This is a genomic window from Streptomyces sp. NPDC050433, from assembly GCF_044458565.1.
Lineage (GTDB): Bacteria > Actinomycetota > Actinomycetes > Streptomycetales > Streptomycetaceae > Streptomyces.
In genome coordinates this window covers 1-19,428 of sequence record NZ_JBITIB010000012.1, presented here as the reverse complement: position 1 = coordinate 19,428, position 19,428 = coordinate 1, and the positions used below count along the sequence as shown (strand labels likewise).

The window sequence follows — 19,428 nt, the reverse complement described above, 5'->3', positions numbered from 1 at the left end:
ACGGAAGGCTGCGCCCGTGCCGGTCGGCAAGGACACTCCTCGGCAGCGCTACCGCGACCATGTGCGCGCGGAGATCAAGCAGGCCGCGCTGCGGCAGATCGCCGCCGGGGGCCCCGCTTCGCTCAGTCTCAACGCGATCGCCAGGGAGCTGGGGGTCACCGGTCCGGCGCTCTACAAGTACTTCGGCAGCCGGGACGCCCTGCTCACCGAACTGATCGTCGAAGGCTACGGGGAAGTCGCCGGCGCGGGGGGGGGGGGGGGGGCCCCCCCCCCCCCCCCCCCCCCCCCCCCGCGCCGGGCCCCCCCCCCCCCCCCCCCCCCCCCCGGGGGGGGGGGGGGGGCGCCGGCCGGGGCGGAAAAAGGGGGGGGGGGGGGGGCCCCCGGTCGGGCGATCTACATTTCGTGGGGCAGCGGGGCCGCCCGCCTCACCTACGTGTCCGTCGATGGCTCGGGGTATGGCGCGGGCGGGGGGGGGGGGGGGCCCCCCCCCCCCCCCGACCGGCCCGCGCGTGAACGGCTGCACGCGCTGGCCGCCACGTACCGGAAGTGGGCGGTCGAGTTCCCGCATCTGTATCAGCTACTGGCGGGCGCGCCGTCGCCCGGTTATCAGGCCCCCAGCGAGACGGTCGACAGCGCGCGGGCCGTCCTCGGCCCATTCCTGGGGGTGCTCGCGCAGGGGTCGCCCCGGTCGGCGGCCGTGGCTCTGGAGTCCGAGCTGGCGGCCTGGGCCGAGACCACACCGGCGGTGGCCGAGTGGGTGCGGGAGTACGCCCCCGATGCCGATCCCGGCCCGGCTCTCGCCGGTGCGGTCACGGTCTGGTCGCGCATGCACGGGGTGGTCAGCCTGGAGGTCCAGGGCCAGTTCGCGGGCATGGGCCACCGTGGAAGCACCCTGCTCACGTCGGAGATCGACGCGCTCGCCGATGCGATGGGGCTGCCGCCGGACCCGAAGGACTGATCTGCTGCCGCCCCTGGCCGCCGACCGGCGCGACTGGCTCGCCGGGGCGGCCTCCCTGACGTATGGCCCGCATCCGTGGCTCACTCGGCTTCGGTCACATCGGCGGGCTCCCGTCCGTCATCCCAGTGAAGGCACGCACTGACGGCACGGGTCGAAAGGTACGGCGATGGACGACAACGAGTTCCTGGCGCGGCGGTTCGAGGCGCACCGCACCCATCTGCGGGCGGTGGCCTACCGGATGCTCGGTTCGCTGAGCGAGGCGGACGACGCGGTGCAGGAGGCATGGTTCAAGCTCCACCGCTCCGACACGAGCGAGGTCGAGAATCTGGGCGGCTGGCTGACGACGGTCGTGGGCCGGGTCTGCCTGGACATGCTGCGCTCGCGCACCTCACGGCGTGAGGAACCGCTGGAGGAGCGCGTACGGCTGCCCGACCCGATCATCAGCAGTGCGGACGGCGTGGATCCGGAGCACGAGGCGCTGCTCGCGGACTCGGTCGGCCTCGCGCTGCTCGTGGTACTCGAATCGCTGACTCCCCCCGAGCGCCTGGCGTTCGTCCTGCACGATCTGTTCGCCGTGCCCTTCGAGGAGATCGCCCCCGTCGTCGGTCGCACTCCGGCCGCCGCACGCCAGCTCGCCAGCCGGGCCCGGCGGCGGGTGCAGGGGGCGGCTCCGGCCCCGGACCCGGATGTCGCCAAGCAGCGCGAGGTGGTGGACGCGTTCCTGGCGGCGGCTCGGGGCGGCGACTTCGACGCGCTCGTCGCGCTCCTCGACCCGGACATCGTGCTGCGTGCGGACGGCGGCACGCTGCGTCCGGGCGGGCTGGTGCGTGGTGCGGCGGCCGTCGCGGGCGGGGCGATCTACGCGGCCCAGTTCGCGGAGGTGGCGCGGCCCGCACTCGTCAACGGTGCGGCGGGGGCTGTCGCGACGGCGGAGGGCCGGCCGATCTCGGTCATGGCGTTCACGGTCACGAAGGGCAGGATCTCCGCCATCGCCGTCCTCAACGACCCGGAGCGGCTGGCCCGGCTCGATCTGACGGTCCTCGACGAGGGCTGAGCGATAGGTTCGTCAGGTGGGCTTGACGTCAAGCCCACCTGACGAACAGGATGGAGTCATGTCCACACCTGACGAGCTGGAACACCGGTACACGCTGCCCGGCGCCGTCGCGCGCTACGACGCGCTGCGCACCCGCGACGCCCTGGCGTCCCCCGCCGACGAGGACGACCCCGAACTCCCGGACGCGGACGCGCTCACGCGCGGCGAGTCGCTGGAACTGCTCGCACTCGGCGAGGTGATCGCCCGCAAGGCGGGATACGGGCGACAGCTCTCCGTACGCTCCGCCCGCCGGTCCGGCGCCTCGTGGTCACAGATCGGCGCGGCCCTGGGCACCAGCAAACAGGCGGCCTGGGAGGCGCACAACCGCTGGATCGACGAACAGGCTCGGGAGCCGGGCGCCGGGCACTGGGGCTGGGACGCGAACGAGGTGGCCGCCGCACGCGCACTCGCCGGCGATCCGGACGGCGGAGGCGCCTGACCGGCGACCCACCACGCCTCGACAGTGGGTGTCAACCGTCAGTTGACACCCACAGCATGTCAACCTAAGGTTGACACATGACTCATCCCATCCGGCTCGACGATCTGATCGACGCCATCAAGAAGGTTCACACCGACGCTCTCGACCAGCTTTCCGACGCGGTCATCGCCGCGGATCATCTTGGCGATGTGGCCGATCACTTGATCGGTCACTTCGTGGATCAGGCACGCCGCTCCGGCGCCTCCTGGACCGATATCGGCCGCAGCATGGGGGTCACCCGGCAGGCCGCGCAGAAGCGGTTCGTCACCAAGGGTGAGGGGGCGGATCTCGACGCCAGTCAGGGCTTCAGCCGCTTCACCGACCGGGCCAGGCTGGTGGTGATGGCAGCCCAGGAGGAGGCCCGTGCCGCAGGCAACGACCAGACGCGGCCGGAACATCTCACTCTCGGGCTGCTGAGCGAGCCCAAGGGCATCGGCGCGCGGGCCGTCTTCGCGCAGGGCGTGACCGCGGAGGCACTGCGCGAGGCGGCCGAGGCGATCCTGCCGCCGGCCGTGCCGGGCGTGCCCGAACTGATCCCGTACGACGCCGGCGCGAAGAAGGCCCTGGAACTCACCTTCCGCGAGGCCCTGCGCCTGGGACACAACTACGTCGGGACCGAGCACATCCTGCTCGCCCTGCTGGAGCTGGAGGACGGCAAGGGGGTGCTCAGCGGGCTCGGTATCGGCAAGCCGGCGGCCGAGGCGTACGTCGCCGAGGCACTGGCCGCCTTCGTCGCGGCTCAGGAGGACGAGCAGCCGCCCGCCTGACCGGGGCTGCGGCACGTCCCGGCCCGGCGCGCCTGCGAGGGGAGGCGCGCCGGGCCGGCGGCGTGCGAGTCAGGGGCGGCCCGCCGACGGGACCTCCTCGGCCGCCGGGACCGGGCCCGGCGGGGTGCCGTCCCCGAAGGGACGGCCGCCCAGCCGTTCGCGGTGGTGAGGTGCCAGCCAGTCGGCGAGATCGGGCCCCAGGGGGACGATGCCCGTGGGGTTCACGCCGGTGTGCACCTGGTAGTAGTGCCGCTTGATGTGGTCGAAGTCGACCGTGTCACCGAATCCGGGCGTCTGGAAGAGGTCCATCGCGTACGCCCGGAGGACCGGGTCCTCCGTCAGCTTCGCGCGGTTGCACTTGAAGTGCCCGTGGTACACGGCGTCGAAGCGCACCAGCGTGGTGAACAGCCGGATGTCGGCCTCGGTGATGGTGTCCCCGACCAGATACCGCTGACCGGCCAGCCGCTCCGCCACCAGATCGAGCCGGCGGAACACATCGCGGTACGCGCGCTCGTACTCGTTCTGTTCCGTCGCGAAACCGGCCCGGTACACACCGTTGTTGACGTCCCGGTAGATGCCCTCCATCACCTCGTCGATCTCCGCGCGCAGCGGTTCCGGGTACAGGTCGGGCGCTCCGGGGCGATGCAGCGCCGTCCACTCGGTCGCGAGGTCGAGCGTGATCCGCTGGAAGTCGTTGGTGACGAGCTTCCCGCTCGGCACGTCCACGATCGCCGGCACGCTGACGCCACCGGGGTAGCCCGTCTCGCGTGCGTCGTACGCCTCGCCGAGGAAGCGGATGCCCAGGACGGGATCCCGGCCGCCGGGGTCGAGGGTGAAGCGCCAGCTGCGGTCGTCCTGGATCGGGTCGGCGATCGCGAGTGAGAGCGCGTCCTCCAGACCGAGCAGCCGCCGGGACACGACGGCGCGGCTCGCCCACGGGCAGGCGCGGCTCACCACGAGGCGGTAGCGGCCCGCCTCGACCGGCCAGCCGTCCCGGCCGTCGGCGGTGACACGGTCGGCGAAGTGGCTCCTGGAACGCTTGAAGGGTTTCCTGCCGTAGGCGGCGTTCCCCTCTGCCCCCTGCGGCCCCTGCGCGGCGCCGGTCGAGTCGCTCATGGCCGTCCTTCCCCGGGTCGGGCCTCCGCCGAGAGCCGGGGGCCGGACCTCGATCATCGACGGATCGCTCCCCCGTGCTCTGTTCCACGCTGTCCAGCACGCGCGGAAACACACTTACGGACGCGGGCGGGCCTGGCTCTCCAACCCCTGGGCCTGTTCGCGACGGCCGCCGGGAGCTGGTGGCCACGCCCATGGGCTGCGTGTGGAACGGTGGGGTGTCCGGACCGATCACTCCTTCCTCACGCACCTCGGAGAGGTTCCTCGCCCCATGAACGCAGTCAGTGACACCTCAGGCGCCGGCAACCGTGAATTCCTCGACCGCACCGCCGACGTGCTCGCCGCGCTGCCCGCCGTCATGGCCGTGACGCTCGGCGGCTCGCGCGCCCAGGGCACCGAACGCCCCGACAGCGACTGGGACCTCGCCGTCTACTACGAGGGCGGCGACGAAGGGGACTTCGACCCGGCGGATCTGCGGGCCGTCGGCTGGCCCGGCGAGGTCTCCGAGATCGGCGGCTGGGGAGGTGGTGTCTTCAACGGCGGTGCGTGGCTGACGGTCGAGGGTCGCAGCGTCGACGTGCACTACCGCGATCTCGCGGTGGTCGAGCACGAACTGGCCGAGGCGGAGCAGGGCCGCTTCCACCTGGAGCCGCTGATGTTCCATCTCGCCGGCATCCCCAGCTATCTGGTCGTCGCCGAGCTGGGCATCAACCGGGTGCTGCGGGGCGAACTCCCGCAGCCCGGCTATCCGGCGGCGCTGCGCGAGACGGCGCCCGGGCGCTGGCTCGACAACGCGCGTATGACACTCGGATACACGAAGGCCAACCATGTCCCGTACGGCCGTCTCACCGAGGTCGTCGGGAATCTCGCCATCGCCGCGACGCAGACCGCGCACGCTGTGCTGGCGGCGCGCGGCGAGTGGGTGACCAACGAGAAGACGCTGCTGCGGCGGGCGGGCCTGCGGGATGTCGACATGATCACGGCGGAGCTGAGCACCGACCCCGGGGAACTGGCGGGTTCGGTCGCGGAGGCGGAAGCCCTGTTCGCCTCGGTCTCCGCGTACTGAGCCCACTGAGCCCACCGAGGCCCAAGGCCACCTACCGCCGCAGCCATACGGCGGTGTCCGCCGGCAGCCGCCCCTCGTCCGTCAACGGCCCGCTCGCCAGGACCACTTGTGTCCTGGCCTCGGGAAGCGGTACCGGGTCCGGGCCGAAGTTGACAGCACACAGCAGCCCGTCCCCCCGGTCGAACGCCAGATGCGACGCACCCGGCGGCGACAGCAGCCGCAGCGCGCCGCCGTCCGCCACCGCCCGCGTGGAGCCGGACCGCCGCAGCCGCAGGGCCGCCCGGTAGAGCTCCAGCATCGAGCCGGGATCGTCGCGTTCGGCATCCGCCGTGAGCCCGGCCCACCCGTGGGGCTGTGGGAACCAGCAGTCGGCCGGGGCGGCCGAGGAGAACCCGTACGGCGGATGCCCGCCGGTCCAGGGCAGCGGGACCCGGCAGCCGTCTCTCCCCCGCTCGGTCCCTCCCGACCTGCCCCACACCGGGTCGCGCAGCCGGTCGTCGGCCAACTCCACCTGGGGCAGGCCCAGTTCCTCCCCCTGGTAGACGTACGCCGTACCGGGCAGGGCCAGCATGAGCAGCGCGGCGGCCCGCGCCCGCCGAACGCCGGCCGGCCCGCCGCCGTACCGCGTGACGGGGCGGACCGCGTCATGGCTGGAGAGCACCCAGGTCACCGGAGCGCCCACCGCCGTCATGGCTGCGACGGACTCCTCGACGACGGCCCGCATCGCCGCCGGTTCCCACGGGCACTCCAGGAAGGCGAAGTTGAAGCTCTGCCCCATCTCGCCGGGGCGTACGTAGCGCGCGAGCCGGGCGGGGTCGAAGACCGCCGCCTCGGCGACGAGCAGCCGCTCCTCGGGCGGCGCGGCACCGGGCGGTCCGGCGGGATGGGCGGCGAGCAGCCGGTGCCAGCTGCGGTAGAGGGGGTGCAGTTCCTCGCGGTCGTAGTACGGCATCAGATGGTTGCGCGTCGGATCCTCGTGCTGGCCGGGGCCCGCGTCCGGCAGGGCCGGGTCCTTGAACAGGGCGTGGGCGACGTCCACGCGGAAGCCGTCCACGCCGTGGTCCAGCCAGAACCGCAGGATCCTCTCGAAGTCGGCCGCCACGCCCGGGTGGTACCAGTTCAGATCGGGCTGCTCGGGCGCGTGGAGATGCAGATACCACTCGCCGTCGTCCGTGCGCTTCCATGCCGGGCCGCCGAACGCGGAGCGCCAGTCGTTGGGCGGTTCCTCGCCCCGTACGCCACGGCCTGGACGGAACAGATACCGGTCCCTGGCCGCGCTTCCCGCCGGCGCGCCAAGCGCCTCGCGGAACCAGGGGTGCGCGTCGGAGGTGTGGTTGGGGACCAGGTCGACGAGCACCTTCAGCCCGCACTCGTGTGCCCGCGCGGCGAAAGCGTCGAAGTCGCCGAGGGTGCCGAGGTCGGGTGCGACGGCGGTGTGGTCGGCGATGTCGTAGCCCGCGTCGGCGAGCGGGGAGGGGTAGAAGGGCGTGAGCCATACGGCGTCCACGCCGAGGTCGCGCAGGTACGGCAGCCGCGCGGTGGCTCCCGGCAGATCGCCGGTACCGTCGCCGTCGGAGTCCGCGAAGGAGCGCGGGTGGATCTCGTAACAGACCGCGTCACGCCACCAGGGTCCACCCGCACCCCCTTCGGTCATCCGACGCGCTCCAGCCGGGCCACCCCGATGTGCGCGTCGGCCATCCCGTAGAAGACGTGGCGTACGCCGTCGATCTCCTCGATCGCGGTGGGGAAGACGACGTTCGGTACGGTGCCCGAGCGCTCCTCCTCCGTCTCGGGCGCCATCAGTGGTTCTGCCGAGCGGGCGAGGACCACGGCCGGATCGGCGGGGTCGAGGATCATCGCACCGGCCGCGTAACTGACCTTCTGGTTCTGCACGAAGGGGTCCTCGATGGCACCGGAGACTCCGTGATGGATGAGGAGCCACCCCTCGTCGACGCGGATCGGCGCGGGACCGGCGCCGATCTTCAGGCTCTCCCAGGGGTGTGCGGACAGAGCGACCAGCCGGTGGTCACGCGGCCGGGTCAGGGCGGTGATGTCGCGTGCCACCTCCGTGGCGGGCACGTAACTGATCCAGATGCCGGGCCGCTCGTCGGTGATTCCGGACGGCAGATGGACACCCTCGCCGGGGCGGAACCAGCCGAGGTCCCACATCGGGCGGTGCAGCATCGCGTACGCCGGTTCGCCGTCCGGCCCGGGGACGGGCTCCGGGAAGTGCACGACGTCCTTGTTGGGGAAGAGGTTCAGGTCGGTGTCGAGGTCGGGCTGGTAGCCGAACTGGACGGGGCCGAGCCGCCGCCAGGTGGTGAGGTCGTCGGAGACGGCGAGCGCGGGCTTCGGGCCGAGCGGGCCGTAGGCCACGTACGACATGACGTGCAGGCCGAGGGCCGGTATCCAGGTGACGCGCGGGTCCTCGACGCCCGCGTTGTTCTTGCCGCGTTCCCAGCCGGCGTCCGGGGCGAGGACGACGCCACGCCGTTCGACGCCGGTCGGGACGCCGTCGCTGAGGACGACCTCGGCGAGGCCGACGCGCGAGACGTTGCCCGCGGACACCAGGCGGGGCAGCAGATGCAGTGTGCCGTCGGGGGTCCGGCCGGAGGCGGGGTTGAGCACGCCCTCCGCCTCGTTCGGCTCGCCGGGGAGGGGTGACATCACCACACCCTGTCGCACGAGGCGGAAGGGGATCGTGGCGCTGGGGGTGCGGGGGGAAGTGGCGCTGTGGTGCACGGTGGGTCAGCCCTTTGTTCCGGAGTCGATGTCGGTCTGGGTGAAGTGGCGCTGGAAGAGCAGGAAGAGGACCACGGCGGGTACGGCGAGGACACAGGCGCCCGCCATGAGGGCGCCGGTCGGGTTGGCGACCGTGCCCTGGAGGTTGCTCATGAATCCGGCGAGGGACACGGCGAGCGGCTGCATGTCCGCGTCCTTCGTGACCAGGAACGGCCAGAGGAATTCGTTCCACGGTCCGATGAAGGTCAGCAGGGCGCCGCTGAGCAGCGCGGGTCTGACCATCGGGACGGCGATCTGCCACAGGATGCGCAGCTCGCTCGCTCCGTCGATACGGGCCGCCTCGAAGAACGTGGCGGGAACCTGGAGGAAGAACTGGCGGAAGAGGAAGACGGCCGTGGAGTTGATCGCGAACGGCAGGATCATGCCGAGGTAGCTGTCGCCGAGTCCGTAGTCGCGTACGACCAGGACGTACAGAGGCAGCATCAGCAGTTGGAAGGGAACGGTCTGGATGAGGAGGAGTACGGCGAAGAGTGTGCCCCGGCCGCGGAATTGGAGCCTGGCGAGTGCGTAGCCGGTGAGTACGCCGAAGACCATCGTGCACAGCAGGACGCCCATGGTGAAGACGCCGGAGTTGACGAGTGAACGGCCGAGCGAGATCGCGCCGTTGATGCTCTCGTAATTACCGGTGGTGGTGTGGCCGGGGCGTGGGAGCGCGCCGTCGAGTTCGCCGCTGGTGACCTTTCCCAGCGAACCGACGACCATGTAGTAGAAGGGGAAGAGGAAGGCGATCGCGCCGAGGGTGAGCACGGCGAGCCGCAGCGGACGGCCACCGTCGGCCATGACGCGGCGTACGACGCCCCGTCGGGGGCGCGGGTCCCCTGAAAGCCCGGCGGGGACGGATGCGGTGGCGGGGGTGGCCGTGTCGGCGCTCATCACTCGGCTCCCTTCTCGGTGAACTTGCGGGCGACCAGGGCGAGTACGACCACGAAGACGACGAGCACCACGCCCAGCGCCGCCGCGAAGTCGGGGTGGGCCTGCTCGATGCCCTTCTGGTACATGACGAGCACGGGCGACGACGAGGCGTGGTCGGGGCCGCCGCCACCGGTGAGCAGATAGGGCTCGCTGAAGAGGTTGGCGCCGGTGATGACGGCGAACACCGTGACGAGGGTGGTGGCATGGCGTACGCCCGGCACGGTCACGGCCATGAAGGACCGGACGCGGCCCGCGCCGTCGATGGACGCCGACTCGTACAGCTCCCTGGGGACGCTCTGGAGCGCGGCGAGATACAGCATCACGAAGAAGCCGAGCTGTTTCCAGGTGACGAAGACGGCGATCACCGGCATCGCGAGGCTGGAGTTGACCAGCCAGGACGGGTCGGGGGCGAGGTCGCCGAGGACGGTGTTGAGGAGTCCGTCGGTGCCGAACAGGTACTGCCATACGGCGACGAGCGCCACGCTCGCCGTGACGTAGGGCAGGTAGTACGCGGCCCGGAAGAACGACCGGAAGGGCAGCTTCGCGTTGAGCGCGCTCGCCAGGACCAGCGCGAGCACCACCGTCAGCGGCACGTTGATCACAAGGAAGATCGCGATGTTGAGGAAGGAGCGCTGGACGACCGGATCGCTGAACACGTCCTGGTAGTTGCGCAGTCCGACCCAGGGGGTGTCGATGTCGGTGCCGGGCGCCGTGAAGTAGAAGCGGTGGAAGGAGATCCAGACCGTGTAGCCGAGAGGCACGGCGAAGACCGCGGTGACGAACAGGACGTACGGCGTGGCGAAGAGTGCGCCGACACGGGGCGGGCGAAGGCGCCGTCGGGGTGGGAGGGCCAACCTCTTCGGGGCGGGAGTGCCGGTGGTGCTCATACGGGCCTCAGTCCTCAGTACTCGTCGAGGAGGGATGTGATGTCCCGCGAGAGCCTGGGCAGCTCCTCGCCGGTGGGTTCGCGGCCGAAGACGACCGAGCGGGTCCAGCCGTCGCGCAGTGTCTGCCAGACGTCGATGGAGCCGGCGACGGCGGGTACCTCGACGGTCCGGTCGGCCTGGTCGGCGAACTCCCGGTAGTCGGGGTTCTCGGCGAACCAGTCGGCGTACGTACGCAGGAGGTCGGGGCGCATCGGCATCTGGCCGGTGTCGGCGAGGAAGGCACCGTCCTGCTCGCGCGACGTCGCGAACTTCATCAGGTCCCAGGCGGTGGCGCGGTTCTCGCAGGCGCTGAACATCGCGATCGACTTCTGGTCGCTGAAGGTGGAGATCTTCGAGGCGGGGCGGCCGTCGGAGGTGGGTACGGGGACGACACCCCAGTCGATGCTGTCCTTGTACGCCGCGACGGCCCACGGTCCGACGGTCGACATGGCGCTCTTGCCGCCGCCGAGCGCGTCGCCGGGGAAGGTCTCGTTCGGGGCGAGTTTCTCCCGGTAGACGGTCCGCCAGAAGTCGAACACCCGCCGGCCCGCAGGGCTGTCGAACTGCGGCTCGCCGTCCTCGACGAGCGCCGTGCCGCCGCTCTCCGCGATGAACGCCGGATAGAAGTCGAACCAGGACTGGAAGAACTCGGAGGTCGGCGCGGGCCAGATCGCCGCGTCGGCGGCGCCGCTGCTGACGATCTTCCGTGAGCTGTACAGGAACTCGTCGTACGTCGCGAGCTTCGGGTTCTCGGGGTCGAGTCCGGCCTTCCGGAAGATGTCCTTGTTGTAGAGGATCATCACCGGATTGCTCTTCCAGGGCAGCTGGTAGTAGGAGCCGTCCTCGAAGCGGTACTGCTGGGCGCGGTCGCCGGTGCGGGACTCGATGTACCGCGCGCCGTCGGGGAAGCCGTCCAGCGGGACGAGCCCGGCCTGCTTCTGGAACTGCGGTACGGACGCGGGCGAGGTGTTGAAGACCAGACAGGCGCTGTTGCCCGCGATGATCGACGCGCTCAGGGCTTCTTCGGAGGTCTTGCCCGCCGGTATCTGCTGGGAGCTGACGTGCTGGTCGGGGTGGGTCTTGTTCCAGCTCGCGATCATCTTCTCGCCCCAGGCGACCTCCTGGGCGTTGTTGGACAGCCACACGGTGATGGGCCCGCGCGCGTCGGCGGCGGCGGCGCTGTCGGGACCGGAGCGGGAGCAGGCGGCTGCGGTGCCGGTGAGGGCGAACGCGAGGAGGACGGCCGCCGTCTTCGTACGGGATGTTCGGCGCGTGCCTGGCGTGCTCGGCGTGCTCGGCATGGCTACTCGCTCCGTACGGTGGTCTCGGTGGTCTCGGTGGTCGCTCTCGGGACGTCCGGGGCGTCGGCGCTCCGGGCGTCGGCGCTCGGCGCGGGGCCCATGGAGCCGCGACGTACCAGCTCCGCCGGGGGCAGCGCGACATTGTCGGCGCGCCCGTTGGCGATGACCTCGTCCAGCGCGCGGACCGCGGCGGCGCCCCAGCCGAGGGCGTCGGCGCGTGCGGAGGCGAGCGGGGGATGGGTGTACTCGGCGAGCGGTGTGTCGTCGTAGCCGACAACCGACAGATCACCGGGGACGGTGAGACCGAACTGCTGCGCGACAGCGAGTCCGGCGGTCGCCGACAGGTCGTTCGCGTAGACCACGGCGGTGGGGCGGCGGTCCGGGGCGAGCGCGAGCAGTTCGCGGGTGGCCCTGGCGCCGCCCGCGGCGGTGAAACCGCCGGGCAGGACCGGTCCTTCGGGCAGACCCGCCTCCCGCATGGCCAGCTCCCACGACTCGCGGCGGCGGCGGGCATGGCGAAATTCCTGCGGTCCGGCGACGTGCGCGATACGCCGGTGGCCGAGGGCGGCCAGTTCCCGTACGGCGGCGGCGAAGGCGGGCCGGTCGTCGAGACCGACGGCGCACAGTCCCCCCGCCCCGCCGGGGTCGCCCACCACGACGGCGGGCAGGCCGAGTTCGCCGGTCAGCGCCGGGCGGGGGTCGTCGACCCGCAGGTCGGTGAGAAGGACACCGTCGACCCGGCGGTCGGCGACGAGGCGGCGGTAGGTGGCGTCCTCGTCGGCGGGCTCGGTGACATGCAGGACGAGGGCGTCTCCGCGCCGGGCGAGCACGGATTCGATGCCCGCGATGAAGGCGGGGAAGAACGGGTCGGCGCCGATCGCGTCGGTGTCCCTGGCCAGTACGAGCCCGAGCGCCCCGGCCACGCCGCGGGACAGCGCCTGGGCCTGCCGGCTGGGCCGCCACCCCAGTTCCTCCGCGGCCGCCAGGATGCGGCGCCTCGTCTCCCCGGCGAGTCCGGGCCGGTCGTTCAGGGCGAAAGAGACGGAACTGCGGGACACCCCGGCCCGCTTGGCGACGTCGGCGATGGTCGGACGCCGGCCCATGGAGTCTCCCTCACGTCGGTAACGACGTCGTCAGCCGCATCGGAGGCCACGTCGACATCGATTGTCTAAACCGGTTTAGCTCGAACGCAATGGCAGTACTGAAGCGGTTTGGCTCCGGCGATGTCAAGGGTCGGGACGAGATCGGACGCCCGGCGACAGAGAACGTCACCGTGCGGGGTTGAGGGTGCCGTGCGTGCGGCCCGGCGCCCCCCTTATGCCGCAGCTATCCAGGTCCCGGATGGCGCAACTCAGGCAGGTGTGGGTTTGTTGTAGCAACGCGTGCGTGCTGATCACACACCGTGAAGTTCGACCCCAAGGGAGCCGCGCCATGCCGCTCGACCCCATCACCTCCACCAACCACGACCACCCGTACGAAGAGCGGCACCCGGACGCCGAGTGGCGCGCGGGGACATGGGACCCGGTCACGGAGTCCGGCGAGGAGCCCATACGCACGCTGCTCCGGACGGCCGCCACGTACCGACCGCTGGAGGAAGTGGCCGCGCTGGTCATGCTGCTCAAGCGGACCGGTGAAGTGCCCAACCCCGGCGACGAGGCCCTGCGGGTCGCCGCGGTGGCCCGTCCCATGGACGAGGTCATGCAACTCGTCGCCATGCTGAACGAGCCGCCGCACGAGATCGACGAGGCGGATACGACGCTGCGCGCCGCAGCTGTCGGCCGGCCGATCGAGGAAGTGGCGCAGTTGTTGTCGTATCTCGGCACCCATGAGAACGAGCCTCCCTTCACGACCGCCCACCGCAACGACGGGAAGCGCCCTGAGCCGGCGCGGGCGCCGCAGACGCCGACACTGTTCGACTCGCCGGACGAGCAGGACCGGCGAGAGCGGGACGTGCGCGAGCAGCACGCGCGGGAGCCGGACCCGCATGTCGCGCCGTGGACGAGCGCCCCGGCGGGTCCGCCGCCCGTGGTGCCGAGCCTCGCTCCGCCCGCCGGCGTCCGGACCGGTGCCAGGTCGGGGGACCGTACGCCCTCGTTCGCCCTGCGTTCCCCCCTCCGGTCGCCGCTGCGCCGACCCGCCGCCGTAGCGCTGCTCGCCTGCGGTGTGATCCATCTGCCGATGGACTTCGCCGACCTGCGCTCCGGCGGGTACGCGGACGTCGCCTCCCTCGTCGTCACCGTGCTCTGCCTGGTGGTCGGCGCGTGGCTCGCGATGGCCGACACGGCTCGGATCTGGGCCGTGAGCGCGGCCACGGCCGTCGGGATCATCGCGGCTCACACCCTGTCGGGCCTCGGCGCCCTCGATCTGCTCCAGAGCGGTCTGGGCGCGCACTTCGACTGGGCGAGTCTCGTCGCGATGGGGTGCGCCGCGGTCGCCCTGTCGCTGGCCGGACTCACCCTGATGACCCGTCAGAATGCGATGCGGAGGGCCGCGGAGAAGGCGATTCAGCGGTCACCGCGGCGGCCCGCGCCGACGGTGGACGCCGCCAACGACAGCTGAGAATCCGCGCCTCACACCCCGTCCCCCGTTCGCGGTCCGTCACCGACCACGAGCGGGGGACGGTCGTGTCGCGGCACCCCTTCAACTGCCCGTCGGGCGGGGCCGGGTCGCGCGCCACCCGTCCAACTGATCGTTCACACAGGACTCTTGACGTGAACGCGACGGCCTGTATGGTCTAGTCCAAGTGGTCAAGACCTTTGCCGAAAGCCCCCCAAATGAGCCTTCGTCCAAGGCCGTCCGCCACCGCCCTTCGCGCCTCTTGGCCCCACACCTGAGAGGCCCGCCCGAGCCGTATTCACGTCCCCCCACGGACCGTTACGGACCGGGAAGACCTGATGTGAAGGAGTAACACATGCAGTCGAAAAGGAAGATGGCCGTCGCCCTCGGTGCGGTGATCGCGCCGATCGTCGCGATCAGCCTTCCCGCGGGTTCCGCGAGCGCCCACGGTTATATCTCCGACCCGCCGAGCAGGCAGGCCCAGTGCGCCGCCGGAACCGTCAGCTGCGGTGACATCAAGTACGAGCCCCAGAGCGTCGAAGGCCCCAAGGGACTGACCAGTTGCAGCGGTGGGAATTCCCGCTTCGGTGAACTGGACGACGACAACAAGGGCTGGGCGGTGACCCCGATCGGCTCCAGCCAGACCTTCAACTGGAAGATCACCGCGCGGCACGCCACCAGCACCTGGCAGTACTTCGTCGGCGGTCAGAAGGTCGCGGAATTCAACGACGGCGGAGCGCAGCCCGGAGCCACGGTCAGCCACGACGTCAACTTCGGCGGTCTGTCCGGCAAGCAGAAGATTCTCGCGGTCTGGAACATCGCGGACACCACGAACGCGTTCTACGCGTGCATCGACGTGAACATCGGCGGCTGACGAATTCTCCCGCGGGGCCGGTAACCACGATCCCTCCGCCGAAGAAGCACTGACCGCCCGACCACGTTTTACCGGTGCCCCTCCCTGCGCCGGACGGTGCCCGATCCGCGCGCCGGTGAGCCCCTGATCTGCGAGAAGGGGCTCACTGGCGCCGCTCGACCCCACCCCCCACACCCCCCACATCCCTGGGCCGCGGCATGCTCCGAGGCCCTTCCAAGGAGTGAATCCCTTGCGTAAGCGCCTTATCGGTCTGCTCGCCGCGACAGCGTCGGCCGCCGCCCTCTCCCTGACCTCGCTCGCCCCCTTCTCGTCCGCCGCCGGGAAGGACGCCGCCGACTTCATCGTCAGCGAGTCGCAGTTCAACCAGATGTTCCCGAACAAGAATCCCTTCTACACCTACGGTGGGCTGAACGCCGCCCTGAGCGCGTATCCGGGATTCACCGGGACGGGCAGTGACACCGTACGTAAGCAGGAGGCCGCGGCATTCCTGGCCAACGTCAGTCACGAGACCGGTGGACTTGTCCATGTGGTCGAGCAGAACACCGCCAACTACCCGCACTACTGCGACGCTTCGCAGCCTTACGGCTGCCCGGCGGGCACCGACAAGTACTACGGGCGCGGGCCGATCCAGCTGAGCTGGAACTTCAACTACAAGGCGGCGGGGGACGCGTTGGGTATCGACCTGCTCAACAACCCCGATCTTGTGCAGAACGATTCCGCCGTCGCGTGGAAGACCGGCCTCTGGTACTGGAACACCCAGAGCGGTCCCGGCACCATGACGCCGCACAACGCGATGGTGAACGGCGCCGGATTCGGTGAGACGATCCGCAGCATCAACGGCAGTATCGAGTGCAACGGCGGAAACCCCGCCCAGGTGCAGAGCCGTATCGACAAGTACACCCAATTCGCCGGAATCCTCGGTGTGGAGACGGGCGGCAACCTCAGCTGCTGACGCGGCTCTTGGGACGCCGGTACGGGGTGGCACCGCCGTGGCGGCGGTGCCACCCACGCCGCTGCCGCCCACGCCGCTATCTGTCGGCCTCGTCGTCGCCGCCGGTGCGCTCGCACCGCTCGTCGATGCCACCCGCGACGTAGTGGATGTGGATGCCTTCCTCGCCCGGCGCCCGGTCGGGACGTAGCACCAGATGGGCGTCGTAGTCGCCGCCGTTCTGGCTCCGGTACGGGATCGGCTGGGTCTGCGGAATCGTCAGCAGCCGCTGCCGCAGCAGGCCCACCGCCGCCTTGTACTCCGCCTCGGACAGCTTGACCGCTCCGTTGACGACGAGCGGCGGCACCACGGTCATGCCCGGATACCACAACGTGCCGTGCAGCAGTGGGAAAAGTACCTCGTTGATGTCGCCGTGGATGCCGCGTGGCCCGGTTGTCGCCGCGTTGGCGCCGACCGTCGTCAGCACCAGTGCACGCCGGCCGACCAGTCCGCCGCTGCCGTAACGCTGTGCCCGGCCGGTCTCGGGGTCGAGCACGCCCTGGGCGAAGCCCTGGATGAACAACCGGTCGAACCAGCCCTTGAGGATCGCCGGTGGTCCGAACCACCAGAGCGGGAACTGCACCACGAGGGTGTCGGCCCACAGAAGCTTCTCCTGCTCCGTGCGGATGTCCTCGCTCAGCGTGCCGTTCTCCAGGGCGTACTGGGACTCGGTGAGGACGTCGAGCCGCTCGTCGGGGTCGTGGTGGAAGTCGCCGTGGCCCACGACCGGGTTCCACTCCATGGCGTACAGGTCCGACTCGACCACCTCGTGCCCGTGTTCACGCAGGACGGCGATCCCCTCGTCACGCAGCGCGCCGTTCAGCGAGCGTGGGTCGGGATGGGCGTACAGCCAGAGCACGCGCACGGTCGGCCACCTGCCTTTCCTGGTACGGCGTCGGTGCCGATCAACCCTGATCAGCGTGGATTGGCGTTGATCGGCGTTGATGAATCTTCCATGCTACTGCCGCGCCACCGACGCCTCCTGGGCCCCAGAAGCAGACCCGGCGCGGTACTCGCTCGGCGTCATGTGCCGCAGCCGCTTGAAGGCGACGCTCAGCGCGAAGGTGTTGGCGTAGCCGACCTTCCGGGCGATGGCGCCGACCGTGTCGCCCGTCCCGCGCAGCAGATCGGCGGCCACGGAGATGCGCCACCCGGTGAGGTACGTCATCGGTGGCTCACCGACCCGCGCGGTGAAGCGGCGGGCCAGCGCGGCGCGCGAGACTCCCGACTCGGCCGCCAGCTTCGCCACCGTCCACGGGTCGGCCGTACGGTCGTGCAGCAGCCGCAGCGCGTGGCCGACCACCGGGTCGTCCGCCGCCTGGTACCAGGGCGGCGCCGGCGTCTCCGGCCGGTCGAACCAGCCCCGCAGTGTGGAGATCAGCAGCAGGTCCAACAACCGGTCCAGGACGGCCTGTTGGCCGGGGATGTCGCGGGCGGTCTCGGCGGCCACGAGCGTGAGCAGCGGCGAGTGGCAGTCGGCGTCCGGGATGACCAGGACGGGCGGGAGCGCGCGGAGCAGCCGTTCGCTGACGCCGCCCTCGTTCTCGTACGCGCCGCTGAGCAGCACGGTCGCGGCCTCGGGGACGGCGGTCGGATCGCTCGTACCGCAGTAGGCGGCCCGGCCGATCACGGCGCGCGGCGGGGTGCCGGGGTCGTCCGCGACCGTGTACGGCGCGGAGCCCCGGACGAGCGCGATGTCGCCGGACCGTACGCGCACCGCGTCGCCCTCGGCGGGGACGAGCCACGCCTCGCCGCGCAGCACGGTGGCGAGCGTGAGCGGCGCGCCGGAGGCGAACCGCAGAGACCACGGCGAGGTCATGACCGTACGGCTGAACAGGGCGCCGCGCGCCCGTACCCCGTCCAGCAGGTCCGTCAGCACATCCATGTCCGTCAGCGTAGACGCTGAGACATCGAATTGAGCATGTCAGCCATGGATCGTCTCGGCCGGGGCGGGTTGACTGAGCCCATGAGAGACGAGCTGATTCTGGTGGTGGGCGGCACGGGTACGACCGGCAGCCGGGTGGTGGCCCGGCTGCGTGAGCGCGGCGTCGCCGTGCGGGTGGCGTCACGCGGCGGCGAGCCGCGCTTCGACTGGACGGACCGGACGACATGGGACGGGGCCCTGGCCGGTGTGACGGCGATGTACGTCGTGCCGTTCGACGGGCAGTCGCTGACGCGGCCCTTCGTCGGGCGCGCCGTGGCGAAAGGCGTGGAGAGGATCGTGCTGCTGTCGGGGCGCGGCGTGGATGTGCCGGGGTACGCCGGGGAGGCCGGCGCGGCGGGTCCGACACATGTCGACGGCGAGGCCGCGGTACGCGCGCTGGGCACCGGGAGCGGGACCGGTACCGGGGTCAGGTGGACGATCGTGAGGCCCGCGTGGTTCGCGCAGAACTTCAGCGAGGGATTCTTCCTGGACGCGGTCCTCACCGGTGAACTCCGGCTGGCGGCGGGCGACGGCGCGGCCTCCTTCGTCGACGCCGAGGACATCGCAGCCGTCGCCGTGGCCGCGCTCACCGAGGACGGCCACGGCGGGCGGACGTACGAGTTGTCGGGTCCCCGCGCGCTGACGATCGCGGAGGCGCTCACCGAGATCTCCGGAGCGGCGGGGCGGGAGATCCGCTATGTGCCGCTGTCCCCCGAGGAGTTCGTCACCGAGCTGAGGACCCAGGGGCTGTCCGCCGCGGACTACGCGGAGTCGCTGTCCCCGCTGCGGCGGGGGCTGGACAGCCATGTCTCCGACGGCGTACGGCGCGCGCTCGGCCGGGCACCCCGCGACTTCCGTGAGTTCGTGAAGTCGGCGGCGGCGGACGGCGCTTGGCGTCAGAGCGACGCCATCTGAACCGCCACGGAGATCCCGCCCGCCATGAACGCCGTGCCGACCAGCATGAAGACGACCTGCACGCCCTGTCCGTAGCCCTCGATCCGCATCCGCTCGGGGCGCCGCGGGTCGTAGCGGATCCGCACCGGCGATCCGGGCCGGAACCTGCCCACCCAGGACCGTCCGTACGTCGACTCCACCTCCATGTGCCGGCCCTCGCCGGTGACCCAGCCGACCACCGGGCGGTGGATCCGGTGGCCCTGCCCGTTGTACGTCGTCTCCAGCCGGAGGACCTGGCCCGACGCCCGGACTCCGTCGCGCCACAGGGCGAGGGACCGCCAGAGACCGACGAACCCGATGCCGAAGACCACGGCGCCGACGACGGCGAACCCAAGGGGGAACAACCAGCCGGACACAGCACTCACACTCCCTCGCGGCACCGCTCACGGCCGCCGGTCAACTTGCCTACAGATCATGACGGGGCGCGAAGGCCGCCGGTCGCCTGACCCCCGACCCCGGACGGCCGTTGGTATTCACGGTAGGGGTGTACCCAGCGACACCCCAGACCAGGGTCGTACGCCCAATGCGCAGCCTCCGGATCGTGCGTAACTTCATACACGCGGCACAGAAAGTGTCCCAGGGGGAGGAACGACCATGTTTCGTCGTAAGAGCAGGACCGGGCCGGCGAGGAGCGCGGAGGCTCTGTGCCTGGCTGACGTCACCAAGGTCTACGGGGCGGCCGAGAACGCCGTGACCGCTCTCGACGGTGTGTCGCT

The 19,428-nt window shown here is 71.1% G+C and carries 19 protein-coding genes; 9 read left to right on the top strand and 10 right to left on the bottom strand.

Annotation, left to right across the window (positions count from 1 at the left end; all coding sequences use genetic code 11):
* Nucleotides 1-16 precede the first annotated feature (16 nt).
* From ACIBLA_RS16385 to ACIBLA_RS16370, 4 genes are all read left to right on the top strand, one after another.
* The gene (locus ACIBLA_RS16385; protein WP_399198976.1) at nt 17-958 is read left to right on the top strand and encodes a TetR/AcrR family transcriptional regulator; all 942 of its coding nucleotides are present in this window, start codon (nt 17-19) and stop codon (nt 956-958) included.
* A gap of 166 nt (nt 959-1,124) precedes the next feature.
* Nucleotides 1,125-2,012 (top strand): sigma-70 family RNA polymerase sigma factor, encoded by an 888-nt coding sequence (locus ACIBLA_RS16380; RefSeq protein WP_399198975.1) that lies wholly within the window; start codon nt 1,125-1,127, stop codon nt 2,010-2,012.
* A 58-nt stretch (nt 2,013-2,070) separates the two neighbouring features.
* Nucleotides 2,071-2,490: a hypothetical protein gene (locus tag ACIBLA_RS16375; protein ID WP_363246698.1), complete on the top strand. Its 420-nt coding sequence runs from the start codon at nt 2,071-2,073 to the stop codon at nt 2,488-2,490.
* A 77-nt stretch (nt 2,491-2,567) separates the two neighbouring features.
* Nucleotides 2,568-3,296 carry a Clp protease N-terminal domain-containing protein gene (locus ACIBLA_RS16370; RefSeq protein WP_363246699.1) on the top strand — a complete coding sequence of 243 codons (729 nt, stop codon included), beginning with the start codon at nt 2,568-2,570 and terminating at the stop codon, nt 3,294-3,296.
* Nucleotides 3,297-3,365: 69 nt separating this feature from the next.
* Here ACIBLA_RS16370 and ACIBLA_RS16365 read toward each other — a convergent pair whose 3' ends face one another.
* Nucleotides 3,366-4,412 (bottom strand): glutathione S-transferase C-terminal domain-containing protein, encoded by a 1,047-nt coding sequence (locus ACIBLA_RS16365; protein WP_363246700.1) that lies wholly within the window; start codon nt 4,410-4,412, stop codon nt 3,366-3,368.
* A 268-nt stretch (nt 4,413-4,680) separates the two neighbouring features.
* Here ACIBLA_RS16365 and ACIBLA_RS16360 point away from each other — a divergent pair, with 268 nt between their 5' ends.
* Nucleotides 4,681-5,475, top strand: coding sequence for a nucleotidyltransferase domain-containing protein (locus ACIBLA_RS16360; protein ID WP_363246701.1), 795 nt, complete (start codon nt 4,681-4,683; stop codon nt 5,473-5,475).
* A gap of 31 nt (nt 5,476-5,506) precedes the next feature.
* Here ACIBLA_RS16360 and ACIBLA_RS16355 read toward each other — a convergent pair whose 3' ends face one another.
* The 6 genes from ACIBLA_RS16355 to ACIBLA_RS16330 form a co-directional block, all read right to left on the bottom strand.
* On the bottom strand, nt 5,507-7,129 hold the full coding sequence (locus ACIBLA_RS16355; RefSeq protein ID WP_399198973.1) for a glycoside hydrolase family 13 protein: 1,623 nt from the start codon (nt 7,127-7,129) through the stop codon (nt 5,507-5,509).
* On the bottom strand, nt 7,126-8,142 hold the full coding sequence (locus ACIBLA_RS16350) for a glycosidase (RefSeq protein ID WP_399198972.1): 1,017 nt from the start codon (nt 8,140-8,142) through the stop codon (nt 7,126-7,128). The genes ACIBLA_RS16355 and ACIBLA_RS16350 overlap by 4 nt, the downstream gene beginning before the upstream one ends.
* Nucleotides 8,143-8,223: 81 nt before the next feature.
* The gene (locus ACIBLA_RS16345; RefSeq protein WP_363246714.1) at nt 8,224-9,057 is read right to left on the bottom strand and encodes a carbohydrate ABC transporter permease; all 834 of its coding nucleotides are present in this window, start codon (nt 9,055-9,057) and stop codon (nt 8,224-8,226) included.
* Nucleotides 9,058-9,149: 92 nt separating this feature from the next.
* On the bottom strand, nt 9,150-10,076 hold the full coding sequence (locus ACIBLA_RS16340) for a sugar ABC transporter permease (RefSeq protein ID WP_363246704.1): 927 nt from the start codon (nt 10,074-10,076) through the stop codon (nt 9,150-9,152).
* 14 nt (nt 10,077-10,090) lie between these two features.
* Complete coding sequence (locus ACIBLA_RS16335; RefSeq protein WP_399198971.1) at nt 10,091-11,416, bottom strand: extracellular solute-binding protein; 1,326 nt, start codon at nt 11,414-11,416, stop codon at nt 10,091-10,093.
* 2 nt (nt 11,417-11,418) lie between these two features.
* On the bottom strand, nt 11,419-12,519 hold the full coding sequence (locus ACIBLA_RS16330; RefSeq protein ID WP_399198970.1) for a LacI family DNA-binding transcriptional regulator: 1,101 nt from the start codon (nt 12,517-12,519) through the stop codon (nt 11,419-11,421).
* Between the two features lie 328 nt (nt 12,520-12,847).
* Between ACIBLA_RS16330 and ACIBLA_RS16325 the strand changes: the two genes are divergently transcribed.
* The 3 genes from ACIBLA_RS16325 to ACIBLA_RS16315 all read left to right on the top strand — a co-directional run bounded on the left by ACIBLA_RS16325 (nt 12,848) and on the right by ACIBLA_RS16315 (nt 15,798).
* The gene (locus ACIBLA_RS16325; RefSeq protein WP_399198969.1) at nt 12,848-13,975 is read left to right on the top strand and encodes a hypothetical protein; all 1,128 of its coding nucleotides are present in this window, start codon (nt 12,848-12,850) and stop codon (nt 13,973-13,975) included.
* Between the two features lie 352 nt (nt 13,976-14,327).
* Nucleotides 14,328-14,846, top strand: coding sequence for a lytic polysaccharide monooxygenase auxiliary activity family 9 protein (locus ACIBLA_RS16320; protein WP_399198968.1), 519 nt, complete (start codon nt 14,328-14,330; stop codon nt 14,844-14,846).
* Between the two features lie 229 nt (nt 14,847-15,075).
* Nucleotides 15,076-15,798, top strand: a complete 723-nt coding sequence (locus ACIBLA_RS16315) for a chitinase (RefSeq protein WP_363246709.1) — start codon at nt 15,076-15,078, stop codon at nt 15,796-15,798.
* A gap of 76 nt (nt 15,799-15,874) precedes the next feature.
* On the opposite strand, the gene ACIBLA_RS16310 is transcribed toward ACIBLA_RS16315, so the two are convergent.
* Entirely contained in the window at nt 15,875-16,699 is an 825-nt protein-coding gene (locus ACIBLA_RS16310; RefSeq protein WP_363246710.1) for an NAD(P)H-dependent oxidoreductase, read from the bottom strand.
* A 93-nt stretch (nt 16,700-16,792) separates the two neighbouring features.
* Nucleotides 16,793-17,719, bottom strand: a complete 927-nt coding sequence (locus tag ACIBLA_RS16305; RefSeq protein WP_363246711.1) for an AraC family transcriptional regulator — start codon at nt 17,717-17,719, stop codon at nt 16,793-16,795.
* Between the two features lie 81 nt (nt 17,720-17,800).
* On the opposite strand from ACIBLA_RS16305, the gene ACIBLA_RS16300 reads away from it, so the two are divergent.
* Complete coding sequence (locus ACIBLA_RS16300) at nt 17,801-18,673, top strand: NAD(P)H-binding protein (protein WP_399198967.1); 873 nt, start codon at nt 17,801-17,803, stop codon at nt 18,671-18,673.
* Here ACIBLA_RS16300 and ACIBLA_RS16295 read toward each other — a convergent pair.
* Entirely contained in the window at nt 18,655-19,077 is a 423-nt protein-coding gene (locus ACIBLA_RS16295; RefSeq protein WP_399198966.1) for a DUF3592 domain-containing protein, read from the bottom strand. The two genes, ACIBLA_RS16300 and ACIBLA_RS16295, sit on opposite strands and share 19 nt — an antisense overlap.
* Nucleotides 19,078-19,428 lie beyond the last annotated feature (351 nt).

Bases quoted from the DNA above. Each gene is read 5' to 3' on its own strand.
- ACIBLA_RS16380 (WP_399198975.1), top strand. From the start codon at position 1,125: ATGGACGACAACGAGTTCCTGGCGCGGCGGTTCGAGGCGCACCGCACC.
- ACIBLA_RS16375 (WP_363246698.1), top strand. From the start codon at position 2,071: ATGTCCACACCTGACGAGCTGGAACACCGGTACACGCTGCCCGGCGCC.
- ACIBLA_RS16370 (WP_363246699.1), top strand. From the start codon at position 2,568: ATGACTCATCCCATCCGGCTCGACGATCTGATCGACGCCATCAAGAAG.
- ACIBLA_RS16365 (WP_363246700.1), bottom strand. From the start codon at position 4,412: ATGAGCGACTCGACCGGCGCCGCGCAGGGGCCGCAGGGGGCAGAGGGG.
- ACIBLA_RS16360 (WP_363246701.1), top strand. From the start codon at position 4,681: ATGAACGCAGTCAGTGACACCTCAGGCGCCGGCAACCGTGAATTCCTC.
- ACIBLA_RS16355 (WP_399198973.1), bottom strand. From the start codon at position 7,129: ATGACCGAAGGGGGTGCGGGTGGACCCTGGTGGCGTGACGCGGTCTGT.
- ACIBLA_RS16350 (WP_399198972.1), bottom strand. From the start codon at position 8,142: ATGTCACCCCTCCCCGGCGAGCCGAACGAGGCGGAGGGCGTGCTCAAC.
- ACIBLA_RS16345 (WP_363246714.1), bottom strand. From the start codon at position 9,057: ATGGCCGACGGTGGCCGTCCGCTGCGGCTCGCCGTGCTCACCCTCGGC.
- ACIBLA_RS16340 (WP_363246704.1), bottom strand. From the start codon at position 10,076: ATGAGCACCACCGGCACTCCCGCCCCGAAGAGGTTGGCCCTCCCACCC.
- ACIBLA_RS16335 (WP_399198971.1), bottom strand. From the start codon at position 11,416: ATGCCGAGCACGCCGAGCACGCCAGGCACGCGCCGAACATCCCGTACG.
- ACIBLA_RS16330 (WP_399198970.1), bottom strand. From the start codon at position 12,519: ATGGGCCGGCGTCCGACCATCGCCGACGTCGCCAAGCGGGCCGGGGTG.
- ACIBLA_RS16325 (WP_399198969.1), top strand. From the start codon at position 12,848: ATGCCGCTCGACCCCATCACCTCCACCAACCACGACCACCCGTACGAA.
- ACIBLA_RS16320 (WP_399198968.1), top strand. From the start codon at position 14,328: ATGCAGTCGAAAAGGAAGATGGCCGTCGCCCTCGGTGCGGTGATCGCG.
- ACIBLA_RS16305 (WP_363246711.1), bottom strand. From the start codon at position 17,719: ATGGATGTGCTGACGGACCTGCTGGACGGGGTACGGGCGCGCGGCGCC.
- ACIBLA_RS16300 (WP_399198967.1), top strand. From the start codon at position 17,801: ATGAGAGACGAGCTGATTCTGGTGGTGGGCGGCACGGGTACGACCGGC.